Origin of the sequence: Paenibacillus tyrphae (genome assembly GCF_027925525.1) — a bacterium.
Lineage (GTDB): Bacteria > Bacillota > Bacilli > Paenibacillales > NBRC-103111 > Paenibacillus_G > Paenibacillus_G tyrfis_B.
Genome location: NZ_BSDJ01000006.1, coordinates 73,284 through 87,945, shown reverse-complemented (window position 1 = coordinate 87,945; position 14,662 = coordinate 73,284). Strand labels below are relative to the sequence as shown.

At 56.7% G+C, this 14,662-nt stretch carries 14 protein-coding genes; 1 reads left to right on the top strand and 13 read right to left on the bottom strand.

The features are described 5' to 3' along the window. The 4 genes from QMG93_RS09110 to asnB all read right to left on the bottom strand — a co-directional run bounded on the left by QMG93_RS09110 (position 1) and on the right by asnB (position 4,952). Positions 1-1,686, bottom strand: a complete 1,686-nt coding sequence (locus QMG93_RS09110) for a polysaccharide biosynthesis protein (protein ID WP_281935624.1) — start codon at positions 1,684-1,686, stop codon at positions 1-3. A gap of 25 nt (positions 1,687-1,711) precedes the next feature. Then, positions 1,712-2,191: a DUF456 domain-containing protein gene (locus tag QMG93_RS09105; protein WP_281935622.1), complete on the bottom strand. Its 480-nt coding sequence runs from the start codon at positions 2,189-2,191 to the stop codon at positions 1,712-1,714. 56 nt (positions 2,192-2,247) lie between these two features. Continuing rightward, entirely contained in the window at positions 2,248-2,991 is a 744-nt protein-coding gene (locus tag QMG93_RS09100; RefSeq protein WP_281935620.1) for a Cof-type HAD-IIB family hydrolase, read from the bottom strand. A gap of 86 nt (positions 2,992-3,077) precedes the next feature. Further along, complete coding sequence (gene asnB, locus QMG93_RS09095) at positions 3,078-4,952, bottom strand: asparagine synthase (glutamine-hydrolyzing) (protein ID WP_281935618.1); 1,875 nt, start codon at positions 4,950-4,952, stop codon at positions 3,078-3,080. A gap of 178 nt (positions 4,953-5,130) precedes the next feature. On the opposite strand from asnB, the gene QMG93_RS09090 reads away from it, so the two are divergent. Then, positions 5,131-5,979: a sugar phosphate isomerase/epimerase family protein gene (locus tag QMG93_RS09090; protein WP_281935616.1), complete on the top strand. Its 849-nt coding sequence runs from the start codon at positions 5,131-5,133 to the stop codon at positions 5,977-5,979. 16 nt (positions 5,980-5,995) lie between these two features. Here QMG93_RS09090 and QMG93_RS09085 read toward each other — a convergent pair whose 3' ends face one another. From QMG93_RS09085 to QMG93_RS09045, 9 genes are all read right to left on the bottom strand, one after another. After that, a complete protein-coding gene (locus QMG93_RS09085; protein ID WP_281935614.1) occupies positions 5,996-6,871 on the bottom strand; it encodes a metal ABC transporter permease in 876 nt (291 codons plus the stop codon). Continuing rightward, positions 6,868-7,830 (bottom strand): metal ABC transporter permease, encoded by a 963-nt coding sequence (locus QMG93_RS09080; protein ID WP_281935612.1) that lies wholly within the window; start codon positions 7,828-7,830, stop codon positions 6,868-6,870. The genes QMG93_RS09085 and QMG93_RS09080 overlap by 4 nt, the downstream gene beginning before the upstream one ends. Before the next feature lie 5 nt (positions 7,831-7,835). Further along, positions 7,836-8,603: a metal ABC transporter ATP-binding protein gene (locus tag QMG93_RS09075; RefSeq protein WP_281935610.1), complete on the bottom strand. Its 768-nt coding sequence runs from the start codon at positions 8,601-8,603 to the stop codon at positions 7,836-7,838. Positions 8,604-8,654: 51 nt separating this feature from the next. Next, entirely contained in the window at positions 8,655-9,569 is a 915-nt protein-coding gene (locus QMG93_RS09070) for a metal ABC transporter solute-binding protein, Zn/Mn family (RefSeq protein WP_281935924.1), read from the bottom strand. A 211-nt stretch (positions 9,570-9,780) separates the two neighbouring features. Next, the gene (locus tag QMG93_RS09065) at positions 9,781-11,847 is read right to left on the bottom strand and encodes a peptidoglycan D,D-transpeptidase FtsI family protein (protein ID WP_281935608.1); all 2,067 of its coding nucleotides are present in this window, start codon (positions 11,845-11,847) and stop codon (positions 9,781-9,783) included. A gap of 41 nt (positions 11,848-11,888) precedes the next feature. Then, on the bottom strand, positions 11,889-12,611 hold the full coding sequence (locus tag QMG93_RS09060) for an HAD-IA family hydrolase (RefSeq protein ID WP_281935606.1): 723 nt from the start codon (positions 12,609-12,611) through the stop codon (positions 11,889-11,891). A 123-nt stretch (positions 12,612-12,734) separates the two neighbouring features. Next, on the bottom strand, positions 12,735-13,895 hold the full coding sequence (locus tag QMG93_RS09055; RefSeq protein ID WP_281935604.1) for a transglutaminase domain-containing protein: 1,161 nt from the start codon (positions 13,893-13,895) through the stop codon (positions 12,735-12,737). Between the two features lie 41 nt (positions 13,896-13,936). After that, positions 13,937-14,377 carry a hypothetical protein gene (locus QMG93_RS09050; protein ID WP_281935602.1) on the bottom strand — a complete coding sequence of 147 codons (441 nt, stop codon included), beginning with the start codon at positions 14,375-14,377 and terminating at the stop codon, positions 13,937-13,939. 82 nt (positions 14,378-14,459) lie between these two features. Then, positions 14,460-14,615 (bottom strand): hypothetical protein, encoded by a 156-nt coding sequence (locus QMG93_RS09045; RefSeq protein WP_010493747.1) that lies wholly within the window; start codon positions 14,613-14,615, stop codon positions 14,460-14,462. Positions 14,616-14,662 lie beyond the last annotated feature (47 nt).

Genomic DNA, 14,662 nt, shown 5'->3' with positions numbered 1-14,662 from the left:
TTAGCGCTTTTCTTGCTGCGTCGTACGGCCCAAACGGGCGAGCAGCGGCTTCGCCAGCTTCCGGAGCGGTCCGGGCAGATGCTGCAAATCCTGCAGCGTCATGACCCGCGTCAGGAAGAGCAGGACGGGGTAAGCCACGCCGGCGATCGCACAGATGATCAAAGCTTGCACCATATCGTCCCAGCGTTCGATGCCGAACGGGTGGACGTAGGCAACACAAAGCTGCTCCAGTCCATAGCTGAGCAGGCAGATCAACGCCGTCGTTATCGCCAGCGACAACCAGCGGCGCAGGCCGAACACCCGGAACGGCACGGCGGACCGCAGCACCGCGAGGTTGAGCCAAGTCATCACGACGAAGCACAGAGCGGTGGCGGCAATGATGCCGTAGATGCCCCAGTACGGAGCCAGCGCATAGCTGCCCGCCAGCTTGACCGCGATGCCAAGGATCACGCTCAGCACAAGCGGCCTCATGCGGCCCATCCCCATCAGTACCGCTCCCGAGGTCTGCATGACGATCTGGAACATCGCGCTGACGGTGAGCAGAGCGATGATTGGAGGGGCGTACGTATCGACAATCGGTGAACCGGTCAGGTTCGCAAAAATAAACCCGTTGATCGGGCGCGCCCCCAGACTGATCAGCAGCACCATCGGCAGGCCGGTAAGAATCGATAATTGCAGCACCTTGGCCGTCTGATCGGACACCTGCTTCATGTCTCTTTGCGAATAGGCGGACGAAATAATCGGTACGACCGATTGGCTGAGCGCTACGGCGAGAATAATCGGAATGCCTGCCAGCGATTGCGCCCGGCCGGTTAAAATTCCGAGCATTTCACGAGCCGCATGCTCTCCAAACTGATCCTTAAGCAGCAGAGTGACGATCGACGAATCGATCGTATAAATCAGCGTGACGGTCATCGAGAAAATGACGATCGGCACGGACAGCTTGAACAGCTGCGCATAGATCTCTTTGAATGTCAGCGGTTGGCTGGATGCCACAGCGCCCGCGCTCGCTGCCGCTGCGTCGGTGTCCTCCGCGGACCGTTCGCGGCGGTCGCTTTGCTTCAGCCGCATCGCATAGTACAGCATCACGGCCGCCGCCGCAATGCTGCCTACCACGCCGCCGAACGAAGCGCCAGCGACGGCATAGTCCAAGCTGTGGCTGAGCAGCAAATAAGCAAGCGCCACCGAAGTGACGACCCGGAACACCTGTTCGATTATTTGCGATATGCCGTTCGGCATCATCATCCGGCGTCCCTGGAAGTATCCTCGCATGATGGCGATCAGCGGAAACAGCAGCAGCGCCGGTGCGATGGCTTGGATCGGCAGCGCCGCCTGCGGGTTGAGAATGCTGTCGGCAAAATACGGCGCTGCGGCGTACAGCAGCACGGTCATCAGTACACCCGCGCAGACGGCGAACCACAGCGCCGCCTTGTAGATCCGGTCCGCCTCCGCATGCCGGCCGAGCGCGGTCTTCTCGGAGATCATTTTGCTGAGCGCGCTCGGAATCCCTGCGGTGGCGACGACGAGCAGCACGGAGTACAGGTTGAAGGCGATGCCATAGGCCGCCATGCCGATATCGCCGAGCAAATAAACGAGGGGGATGCGCTGCACCACGCCGAGCGCCCGGGCGACCAATGCCGCCAAGGTTAGAATCAGCGTTCCTTTGACTAATGAATCTTTGGACAAAACGTTCCCTTCTTCCCTTAATGCCTTACACGACCCAGATGATAAACAGCACGATCATCAGAAGCTGCAGCACAAGTTTAACGACGAGCCCCGAGAAAAAGCCGACCAATGCTCCGATTCCCGCCCGTACCGCCTGGCGGAATTCCGTTCCGACGATCAGCTCGCCCACGACGGCGCCGAGAAACGGCCCGATCAGCAGCCCTGCAACCGGGATAACAAATGGTCCGATCAATAGCCCGATCGTGCTGCCGATGACGGATGCCCGCGTGCCGCCGAACTTTTTGACGCCAACCGCACTGACGGCATAATCGGCCACCATCAGAACGGCCACAATCGTCGTTTGAACGAGCCAGAACCAGACGCCGAACGGTTCGAAGCCGACCATAAAGCCATAGACAAAAAACGCCGCATAAATCGCGAGCGCCCCCGGCAGCACCGGGTATACCGCCCCGGCCATGCCGACAAGAAACAGAACAACGACGATGATCCATGCGGCGATAAGCATAGATAGATGCCTCCCTTCTCAGCTGTCATGCCTGCCTTGCCGGATAGCACGATCCGCTATTTCAGCGCATATTCCCTTATAATCTGAGCGACCCCGTGTTCTTCGTTCGTCCCGGTTACCGCATCGGCCAGCCGCTTGACCTCTTCCTGCGCGTTCCCCATCGCCACGCCGAGCCCCGCTTCGCGGATCATGGCGACATCGTTCAAGCTGTCACCCATGGCGATCACCTGCGACATCTCGATTCCGAGCATGGCGCATACTTGTCTCAGTCCACTGGCCTTGCTGATTCCTTTCGGATTCACCTCGATATTGAACGGATGGGAATTTGTAATTTCCAGTCTATCCCACGATTCCAGCTCCCGGCGAATAGCGGTAAGGCTTTCTTCGTTCTCGATATAGTAGCCGAACTTCAGCCACTGCTGCCCATCGATCTCTGTTTCCGGCAGCCAGTGCTCTTTGTTGTAAATTTCCTTGACGCAATAAGCCCAGAACCAAGTATCGTAATGAACCGCGAGCGCATGCATGCGGCGGATCAGCTCCGTGTCCAGCGTATGGCGCTCAAGCAGCTCGCCCGGCGCTTTCCATACTTCGCTGCCGTTCACGGTGACGAGCGGCGACTTCAGACCGAGCTCCTCCGCATAAGCCTGACAGTTCTGAATCCCCCGTCCGGTCGAAAACATGACCGTTACTCCGGCATCGTGCGCCGCCAGAATAGCCGCGCGGTTTTCCTCCGAGATTGTCTTTTCTTCCGTCAGCAAAGTGCCGTCCAGATCCAACGCTACCATTTTGAATCGACTCATGTTCGCTTCTCTCCCTTTTCGTCCGTTCCTTGGGGCTCGTACCTGCCGCGGGCTGCGGCCGAAATCGTTCCCGTGCGGACTTTAGCTTATTGAGCGTGCGCGAGCGTTCGGGCCGGCAGCTCCTCCATGTAGGCCGCATGCCAAAGCGCGAACATATAAATCGTCCAAATGCGCCGGGCATAATCGCCCTTGCCGCTCTGATGATTTCCGAGCATCGCCCTTACCGTGTCCATCCGGATGTAATTGTCGATGCCGCTTGCCGCGATCTGCTCCATCACGACATTTCCTTGCGGGCCCTTCAGCCAATCGCGCATCGGCACCGGGAATCCGAGCTTCGGCCGGTTCAAGATAAAATCCGGAATGATGCCTTCCATCGCTTTGCGGAATACGTATTTTGTCGTACCTTCCGCAATCCGGTATTTGGCCGGAATCCGGCGCGCTACCTCGTACACCTCCACATCGAGGAACGGCACGCGCAGTTCGATGGAATGCGCCATCGTCATTTTGTCCGCCTTCATCAGAATGTCGCCGGGCATCCACAAGTTCATGTCGATATACTGCATCCGGGACACCGGGTCCAGATGCTTGCTTTTATCGTAAAACGTTTTGGCGATGTCGAACGGATTGCGGTACCGGCTCAGCAGCTCGCGGTCGGCCCGCACAATCTCGGCCTTCATGTCTTCGGTGAAAATTTTGGCGTTGCCGAGGAACCGCTGCTCCAGCGGCGTCGTGCCGCGCAGCACGTAATTGCGGCCGTAGACGCCGTCCGGCAGCAGCCGGGCCAGCGCGTGCAGCAGCCGCTTCACGCCGTGCGGCAGCCGCTCGATGGGCGCGAGCGATTGCGGCTCGCAGTAGATGCGGTACCCGCCGAACAGCTCGTCCGCTCCTTCGCCGGACAGCACGACCGTCACGTGCTCGCGTGCTAGCTGCGCCACATGGTAAAGCGCAATCGCCGAAGGGTCGGCCACCGGCTCGTCCTGATGCCAAACGGCTTTGGCCAAGGTGCCGAAGTAATCTTCCTTCGTGATGATTTTGTCGTAATGCTCGGTCCCTAGCGCCTCTGCAGTCTGACGCGCGATGACCGTCTCGTTGTTGGCCCCCTCGAAGCCGACGGAGAACGTGCGGATCGATTCGACCTGACGCATATGCGCCGCAATCGCCGTCGAGTCGATGCCGCTGGATAGGAAGCAGCCCCGCTCCACGTCGCTCTGCATATGGTGAACGACCGAATCTTTGAGCGCTTCGCGGATCCGCTCGACGCATTCGTCAAACGGCCGCTCCTCCGGCTGCAGCATCGGGTCCCAATACCGCTTGACCGACAGCCCGCCGTCATACGATACGGTAACGGTATGTCCCGGCGGCAGCTTATGTATGCCTTGAAACATCGTCGTCGGCTCCGGCACGTATTGGAACGTCAAGTAGTTCAGCAGACTTTCCGTATGGATCGTCCGGGCGACTCCGGCGGCCAGAATGCTTTTGATTTCCGAGCCGAACAGGAATTGGCCGTTGTCGTGGTAGTAATAGAACGGCTTGATGCCGAAATGGTCCCGCGCGCCGAACAGTTGCCTTTTCCGGCGGTCCCAGATGACGAATCCGAACATCCCGCGAAGCTGCTTCACACATTCCTCTCCGTACTCCTCGTACAGGTGGACGATGACTTCGGTGTCCGAATGGGTTTTGAATTGGTGTCCTTTCGCCTGAAGCGTATTGCGCAAATATTTATAGTTATAAATCTCGCCGTTGAACGCAATCCATACCGTTTCGTCTTCGTTGGCGAGCGGCTGATGGCCTTCCTGCAAATCGATGATGGACAAGCGGCGGAAGCCGAGTCCGATGCGGTTCTCACTCCAAAATCCAAAATCGTCCGGTCCCCGATGCACGATACAGTCGGTCATGCTTTTCAGTATGGACGGGGAAGGCTCGCGGTCTTCAAAATACATGACGCCGGTGATCCCGCACATTGTTTTTCCTCCTCAAGCGCTAAAAAATAGTCCGATACAACAGTATACCATATTCGTACGGGTTTCAGGAAATGGTAGGTTTCCGGCAAAAATCATGTCACTTTTTCCGAGTAGACAGCTTGCGGAGCGGCGGTTTATGATGTGGGCGGGTATACCTTGTCGAAGGAGTGACGAACGGATGATCAAAGGATTGACTAGAGCAGGCATCGGCGAAGCAGGGCCGATCAACAACTTTGTAGAGCTGGCTTCCCGCTTCGGGTTCGGCGCGGTTGACGCGCACGGCCAGGAGCTGGAGGAATGGATCGCAGCGGCAGGCTTGGATCAAGTAAGAGGCTTTTTGCAGGAGAAACAGGTGCGCATCGGCGCGATCGGACTCGCCGCAGAGTGGCGGCAAACCGAGGATGCGTTCCGGGAAGGCTTGCCCCGGCTTGCTGCGGAGGCGGCTGCGGCCAGCAAGCTCGGCGTAACCGCCAGCTGCACGTACGTGCTGCCGTCGACAGACGAGAACGCCGCGCGTTTTATGGCCGCCGCAACTCGGCGCCTGCGCCTGTGCGCGGACATTTTGGAGGCGTACGGCATCCGGCTCGGACTGGAATTCGTCGGTCCGCACCATCTGCGAACGCGTTGGAAGCATCCATTTCTACAGGATGCGGAGAGTATGCTGGAGTGGATCGATACGATCGGCAAAAGCAATGTCGGCTTGCTGTTCGACGCCTATCACTGGTATACGACGGGAGGCACAGCGGCCGACATCGCCAAGCTGCGCGCCGACCAGATCGTCCATGTCCATATCAACGACGCGAAGGACGTTCCGGTCGCCGAAGTGCTGGACAACGACCGGCTGTATCCGGGCGAGGGCGTCATCGATTTGACGACGTTCCTGCAAGGGCTGCACCGCATCGGCTATACCGGCGTCGTGGCACAGGAGATTTTGACACCACATCCGCCGGCAGACACCGCCGAAGCGTTGGTTGCACGATCACAGCAAGCGTTCAAGCGCGTATACGAAAAAGCCGGGCTCGCGTAAGCCCGGTTTTTCCCTTTTACACAACAGCGGCCTGCTTCCGTCTGAATTTGCGCCAGACGACGCCGTGCGTCGGCGAGAAGAGCAGCGCCAGGATGAACAGCACGCCTGCGGCGACGATCATGCAGCCGGCGATCGAAGCGTCCAGCAGCACGGCGGCGAGGTAGCCGAGCACGGCGCTCAGCACGCCGACTCCCATGCTGTAAAGGATCATGCGGCTGAGCTTCTCCGTAAGCAAATACGCCGTGGCGGCCGGCACGACCAGCATACCGACGACCAGAATGGCGCCTACGCTTTCGAACGAGGCTACCGTCGTCATGGAGACCAGTCCCATCAGCAGGTAATGGAACAGCGCGACCGGAATGCCTACCGCAGCAGCCATGGCCGGGTCGAACGCGCATATTTTGAACTGCTTGTAGAACAGCCCGATGATCAAAGCGCTGAGCGTCAGCACGATGCCGAGTCCCCAGACCGCCTTCGGGCCGATATCGATCCCGTTCCACTCCACCGTTTCCCACGGCACATGAATAATTTCCCCGTATAGCACGCAATCCAGATCGAGATCCACCTGCCGCGTATACAGACTTACCAAGACGACACCTGCGGCGAACAAGGCAGTAAACACGACGCCGATGGAAGCATCGGATTGAACGCCGTTCTGATGAAACCATTGGATCAGAAACACCGTCACGAGGCCGATGACCGACGCCCCCAGCATCATCCACAGCGAATCCCGCGAGCCGCTGAGCAGAAACGCCAGCACAATTCCCGGCAATACCGAGTGGCTGATCGCATCCCCGATCATCGCCATTTTCCGCAGAACGAGGAAGCAGCCGAGCAGGCTGCAGGAGCAGGCTACGAGCGCAGCCGTCAGCAGTATCCAGAAGTCGTTCATGCCTGCCCCTCCTTCCGAAGCGGTTCGCCTGCCGCACCGATGCCGTGCAGCTGCGGCCGAAGCTCCCGCTCGCTTAGCACGCTCCGTTTGACAGCCAATCGCTCAAGCAATTTGGCCAACAGCCCCCGGCGCGGCGCGAACAGCACCGACACGACGAAGAAAAAGGTCGCGGCCAGCACCGTAAGCGGTCCGGTCGGCATATTGTTCGCCATGCCGCTAAGCAGGGTGCCGAAGAAGCCGCTGAGCGCTCCGAAAACGCCCGAGAGAGCTACCATGACGCCCAGCTTCTCGGTCCAATACCGGGCCGAGACGGCCGGTGTAATGAGCAGCGCCGACATCAGCACGACGCCTACGGCCTGAATGCCGACGACCACGGCCACCACGATCAGAAACATCATGAACTGGTCGAGAAAAGCAACCGGCAGCCCGATCCCCTTGGCAAAACCCGGGTCGAAGCTGAGCAGCTTGAATTCCTTGAACAGCAAGGCGCAAATCATCGTCAGCAGCAGCGCCACAACCGCCATCGTGATGACGTCCGACAGTACCATGGAAGCGGCCTGCCCAAACAAAAACTTGTCGAGACCGCTCTGGTTGCCGCTGCCGCCGTGCTGAATTTTGGTCAGCAGTACGATGCCGAGTCCGAAAAATACCGACAATACGATACCAAGCGCCGTATCCTGCTTGATCCGGGAGTTGCGTGTTACATAGCCGATCCCGAAGGTGGCCGCCAGACCGGCGACAATCGCGCCGAGCAGGAAGAAAAAGATCGATTTCGAGCCGGTAAGCATAAAAGCGATGCACACGCCCGGCAGCGCCGCATGCGCAAGCGCGTCGCCCATCAGACTCTGCTTGCGCAAATAAGCGAAGCTGCCAAGCACGCCGCTGCTCAGGCCGAGCAGCATGCTCCCCATCAATATCCATTGCGCATTCGGATCGCGGAACATTTCCAGCCATGCCATGCCGCTCACCTCGCGTTCACAACGAGCGCGCCTTCACGCTGGTCCAAAAAGGCCAGCCGCCCGCCATACGTTTGTTGAAGATTGTCCCGCGTAAATACTTCTTCCGCAGGCCCGATGCCCTGAAGCTCCACATTCAGCAGGATGACCCAGTCGAAATATTGCTTCACGGTCGCGAGGTCATGGTGCACGACCAGAACGGTCTTGCCCTGCTCCCGGAGCTCGCCGAGCAGCGTAACGATCGCTTTCTCCGTGGCCGCATCGACGCCAACGAACGGTTCGTCCATAAAATACAGCTTCGCATCCTGCGCCAGCGCCCGGGCCAAAAACACGCGCTGCTGCTGTCCGCCGGACAGCTGGCTGATCTGCCTGTCGGCAAAGCTGGCCATGCCTACCTTGGACAAGCAGTCCATGGCAATCTCCCGCTCTTTGGCACCCGGCCGCTTGAGCCAGCCTAAATGACCGTATCGGCCCATCATCACCACATCGAGCGCGCTTGTCGGAAAATCCCAATCGACGGACTCCCGCTGCGGCACGTAGCCGATGAGTTTCCGCTGCTCGGCGTAAGGCTTGCCGTAAATCGACACTTCCCCGGTTACGCTTGGAATGAGCCCGAGAGCCGCTTTGATCAGCGTCGATTTGCCGGCGCCGTTCGGTCCAACTATGCCGATCAATTTTCCTTCCGGTACCTGCAGCGATATATCGCGGAGAACCGGCTTTTTCTGGTAAGCTACTGTCATGCCTAGTATAGATAACGGTATGCGCTGTTCTTTCATTGGTTCCACTCCCCTTTTCGTTGTCCGCTTCTCGCCCTCTCTCCCGGACTCTTACTTCAACGCTTGAACGATCGTATTAATGTTGTGCTTTACCATGCCGATATAGTTGCCTTCCGGCGTGCCTTCTTCCCCCATCGCGTCGGAGAACAGCTCGCCGCCGATTTGGATCTCGTGTCCTTGCTTCTTGGCTCCTTCGATAACGGCCTCGATCGATTTTTTCGGTACGCTCGACTCTACGAAAACCGCCTTAATCTTGTTCGCGACGAGGAAGTCGCGCAGGTCGCTGACGTCCTTGGAGCCGTATTCCGACGCGGTGCTGATGCCCTGAAGCCCCATCACTTTGATGCCGTACGCATCCCCGAAGTAACCGAACGCGTCATGCGCCGTAACGAGTACCCGCTGCTTTTCCGGAATCGAGGCAATCTGCTCCTTTGCGAACTGATGCAGCTCCTCCAATTGCTTGATGTATGCCTCCGCGTTTTTCTTGTAATCCGCCGCGTTCGCCGCATCGTGCTTGCTGAGCTCGTCGCGCACCGTCTCGGTCGCGCTGATCCAGTGCTTGACGTCGAACCATACGTGAGGGTCGTGCGCTCCGGTTCCGTCCTCCATGCCGCGAAGCTTCGACTCCGGAATGTTTTTCGTCACGGCCACCGTCGGTTTCGTTTTCTCCATTTTCTCGAAGACGTCGGTCATTTTGCCTTCCAGATGAAGCCCGTTATAGAAAATGATGTCTGCCTGATCCAGCTTTTTCAGATCGCCTTGCGATGCTTTGTATAAGTGCGGGTCGACGCCCGCCTTCATCAATCCGGTCACCTCGACGTGCTCTCCCCCAACCTGCTTGACGATGTCGGCGATCATTCCGATTGTGGTCGTTATTTTCAATTTGCTGGGAGCGGCGTTCTCCTTCTCCTTAGGCGCTCCGCACGCAGCGAGCGATACGGCAAGCGCGAGGAACATGATCGTCATAATAAACCGCTTGAACGAAGACGATAGCCTCGGTTTTGTTTTTGCGTTTTTCAAAGTACCCCTCTCCCATCTCTCCAAATAAGTTGTATTAGCCCATTTTTATTTCCCTGAAGACTATATGTTTATAATATACAAATATGTTTACCTAGTGCAACACTTTTTTTTATAAAAAAAGAAATCCCCTCTTCGCGAGGAGATTTCCGGTGCTTTGCTATGGCGTTTTGCTTTCTTTTGGAGGCCCTTTCGGTTTTCCGTCCAATCCGTAATATTGATCGTAAGCGTCGAAGATTTTACGCGCAATCGGCGCCGCTCCGTAGGAGCCGAATCCGCCCTCCGGGACGACGACGGCGACGGCAAGCTTCGGATTTTCCGCAGGCGCGAAGGCGATGAACACGGCGTTGTCAATTTCTTTGCCGCCGGCTACCCTTTGCGTCGAGGTTCCTGTTTTTCTGGCGACCGTATATGGAAAATCGTCAAAGCCTTGAATGCCGACCTGCAGCATGCCTTTGATCACGGCGTCCCAATAAGCTTTCGGGAAATCGGTCTGATCCAGTACGACAGGGTCAAATTTCTTGACAATTTGGCCTTTGTCGTACGTCTCGATATGGTCGACAAGCAGCGGTTGAAGCCGTTTGCCCCGGGTGGCCAGCGTTGTCGCGTACTGCGCCAATTGGAGCGTCGTATACTTCTCGTTCTGCCCCCAGGAGGCGAATACCATCCGGGATTGGGCCGTCTCCTTCGTATTTGTCTTGTACTCGCTGATTCCCGCGCTTTCCCGCGGCAGGCCACTGCCGGTAAGCACGCCCAAGCCGAATTTGGCCAAGTACTGGTCCCAAATTTCTACCGCTTTGTTAGGGCTGCGAGTGTACAGCGCGTTGCCAATCAAAGCGGACATGAACGTGTTCGACGAGTGCTGGATCGCCCCTGTTGCATTGATCGATCCAAAGGCGGCTCTGCCGGAATTCGTCAGTTTGGAATTATTGTCTTTTCCGTACGTAAATACGCCGGTATCGTTATAATACGTATTGGTCGTGAACAGCCCTTCGTTGAGCCCGATCAGCACCGAGAGCGGTTTAACGACGGAGCCCATATACACGATGGATGTCGGATGATATTTTTGTTCATCTTCCGGATAATCTGGATACGCGGTCGTAATCGTGCCGTTGTTGATTTTCGTCTGAACCTGCTTGTAATCGGCATCCGAAAACGGATTGCTCCAGAAGGTCGGATCGTAATCCGGCATACTGGCCATCGCCACGACCTTGCCCGTCTCGACCTCCATCGCCACGGCATAGCCCGCGACGGCATTGACTCCTTTGTTCGAGTACGGATTAGAGCGGTACGCCGGGCTTTTCAGCGTTACCAGATGGTCCGTGATTGCCTTCTCGGTAGCAAGCTGGACATTCTTGTCGATAGTCAGGAACAGGTTGTTCCCCTTCTCCGGCGGGATGACCGGGGGCGCTTCCGCGCTGCCGATAATTTTCTGCAAGGCGTTGACCGGATACGACTTCACGCCGTTTTTGCCGCGGAGCTCTTCCTGGTACATCAATTCGATGCCGTCGTAGCCGACGTATTCCCGGTCCAGATAGCCTTCCGTCTTCGTTTTGTCCTTATAAAATTCAAGCCCGTTCTTCGCTTCCCTCGCCGTCGAAAACGGCCGCATGTACCCGACAAGCTGCACCGCAATCGTGTTCTCGCGATCGTATGTGCGAAGGCTTTCCTCCATGATCTCGATCCACTTCAGCTCATCGCGATGCTCCAGAATAAACGCCATTTCCGCTTGGGTCAAGTCGGTCTTGATCCGTCTCGGGACCGAGTAATAGCTCGGTTTTTTAGCTGTTTCCTGCTGGTTCAAATCGAAGCCGACATCCATTTCCTTAATGATTTCCTCCGCGGTCGGCTGCTTCACGTCCTTATTGCCGTACTGCGCAAAAATGTCCGCCAAGCGCTTGGCCAGAGTAACCACCTGATCCTTGGGCTGGTCCTGCTCGATGCGGAAGTAGAGCGACTGTGCCGATGTCGTATAGGCGATCGGAGCGTTTTGGCGGTCGAAAATATTGCCGCGAATCGGCGGGATCGGCGTATCGGCGTTGTTGATTTTGTCCTTTTCGGCCGACAGCTCTTTGCCTTCGACAAACTGCAGCATCGCCAGCCGCACGATAAGTACCGAAAACAGGAAAAACGTAAAGAAAAAAAACAGGTTGATCCGGGTCGTAAAATGACGGCGCTGGCTTCCGTCCTGCTTGCTTGAGTCGTCCATGCCGATAGGTTTCTTCATCTTGCTTGCGGCTCCTTCCTTCTAAAAATCGTTCCCCTATGCTACTTTACGTCCTGCAGCAGCTCGCGCAGGGAAAGAATGCCGTCTCCGGAATGATAATCGTATCGCTTGATCTTCACCGCATCGATGCCGACTTGAGCAGGAGCCCAAATATCGTTGCGATCATGGTCCCCGATGTACAGCACATCTTCCGATGCCAGCCCCGCGCGCTCCAGCGCCAGACGGAAAATCGCCGGGTCCGGCTTCTCCAGACCGACCTCCGTCGAGACGATGACCGGATCGAAGTGATGCAGAATGCCCTTGTATTCCAGAATCGAGCGCAAGGTCGGCGCAAAGTTGGAGATGATGCCAAGCTGCAGCCCTTTCCCTTTAAAGGCGAGGAGGCTTTCCTCCACATCCTCGAACAGCGCATACTGCTGCGGAGCCGTGAATAAGTCGTAGAGCTCGTGGCAGCAGACGTGAATCTGCTCTTCCGTCCACTTTTCCTCTTCGACGCCCAGTTTTTTAAGGATATAATCGTACAGCTTCATCCAGAAAGCTCGGTCCGATTCCGGCGTGCAAGCTTCGAACGGGTCAAGCTGCTTCCCATAATAAAATAAACGAAAAGCTTCGGTAAAAAGTTCCCCGATTTGCTCCTGTCCCCGATGAAAAGACCGGCTCGCCAAAAACTGCTGCATGATGACCCGGGCCGCCGGAATCGTCATCAGCGTATCGCCGACATCGAAAAATATCGTTTTATATTGCGTTAACGGTTTGCGCAGCAACGATAAACCCACCTTTTTCAAACTTATATCTTCACAAGTGTATCATATTCGGGGAATTTATAGAAACGTACGGAAAAGGAAAAAACCGGTTCGTCGCTTGCAGCGGCCGTCCGGCTTTCGTTATTACGTATCTTTGATATGCGTATCCTGAAAGCGGGGCGGGTTAAACCAGTTGCCTCCGCTGGCTACCCAAGTGGAATCGAGCGGCACCCACTCCCTTTTCTCTCCCAGATACACTTCATTCCAAGCGTGAGGACCGTAACCGCCCCGCCCGTCGTAACCGAGCCCGGTCACAACCTTGACGTCCAGCCCCACCGACCTCGCCATGACCGCGTACAATCTGGAAAAGTCGATACAGACGCCCTTCTTCGTGTTAAACGTATCCTCCGGCGTCTGCTCTCTCCAAATGCGCTGCTCCTCGTACGCCTTCACTTTGTCCCAGTCGTACTTGATACGCGTGCCGACCCAGCGGTACAGCAACTTCGCTTTCTCTTCGTCGGTCTGGCCTTTGGCCGTCACCTGCTTGGCCGCTTCCGCGACATCTTGGGGAATGCGGGCATCCACGACCTCGTATTTCCGCTGTAAAATGTTGCCGAACTCCTGTTCCACGGCCCGTGTGAAAACAGGGAGCTGGTTAGCGAAAAAGTCGCCCGTCATCGGCCGGATCACTTCCGTCGCCCCTTTTTGAAAAAGGGACGAATCCTGAATATAAGCGGCTACCGGCGTCTGCGGGAACAGCGTCGTGACGATAAACAGCACGGCAATCATAATCATCCCCCGGCCAAACCCGGTCACCGAGCCGATGATGCCGCCGATGAGACTGCTGAGCAAGGAGGGAGAGGCGACTCGCCCCCCGCCGGCGGTGTCCGCATTCGTCCGTTCCGCCAGCCAATCGTCCACCAGCGGGTCGATAATGCGGTAAACCAGCTGCTTAATCAAGCCATATCCCAAAACAAACAGGACGCTGAACCGCAGCAGGGAAAAATCGCGCAGCGCCGTTGCGGCGGTGTAATATAGCTGCTTCCAAAAGCCGAGTTCCTCGGACGGTATCGTCAGCCCGAGCCCTTCAAGCCACACCTGCAGCTTGGGTGACAGCCATGAAGTCAGCTCCCAAGCGAGAAACAGGCTGAGCAACGTAACTGCCCCCTCCGTCACCATGAGCGCGAGATGCTTCGCGGAGGAGGACGCCCCGCGAAGCAAGCCTTGTACAATCGATACTACAAACAATACGGCGATGAGCACGGTAATCAAATTGATTTGCGCCAGCTTTGGCAGTTCGTTCACCGGCGTCCCCCTCCTTTCCTATCGAGATGCGTTCCGATGGCTTATTGGCCCGCGTTTTTCTTCGCCTGCTCAATGAATCCTTTCAGGACATCGTCCAGCTTCATCGTGAACGTTTGATTCATAAAAGTAACCTGCACATCGCTCGAACCGGGTTTGCCTTCCAGCTTCGCGCTTTTGGTGCTTACGGTAAACGAACCGTCGGCGTTCTGGCTGTATTTCGCTTCTTTCACTTCGTCGGTAATCGCTTTGACCGCTTGATTCTTGACTTCGGCGGCGACTTTCGCTCCCACTGTCGTACCCAGCTCCAGGAGCTGATCCTTGTAGCTTGCGCCATACCAGAAGAGCCCCGCCAGTATCGCGAGCACAAGAACCCACTTGATGACGGTTTTCACCACTTTGATGACGAGAAACAGCACAATCAGCGCTCCGACGAGCACATACCATCGTTCGGATAAAAAAGCCGTTACGAAATCCACTTCCATCGCTCCCCTAAAAGTCCGTCTTCCATCGCTTATGTAAATCCCTTACAGCGGTTCTCCGCCCTTATCATACACCAGTTCCGCGTCACTCTTCATCTCTTTTTTTGCGGAGCTCGGCGAGCTTACGCTGGATTTCCGCCCCTTTGTCCTCTCTTCGCTTTGTTCGGCGCAATGATCCGAACAACCTCCACAGCGCCAGCACCAGAACGGCCACCAGCACGATTCGGATAAACATGTCCATCCGGCATCCCTCCTTTTGTCCGTCGGAACCCACGTTTCTTATACGCT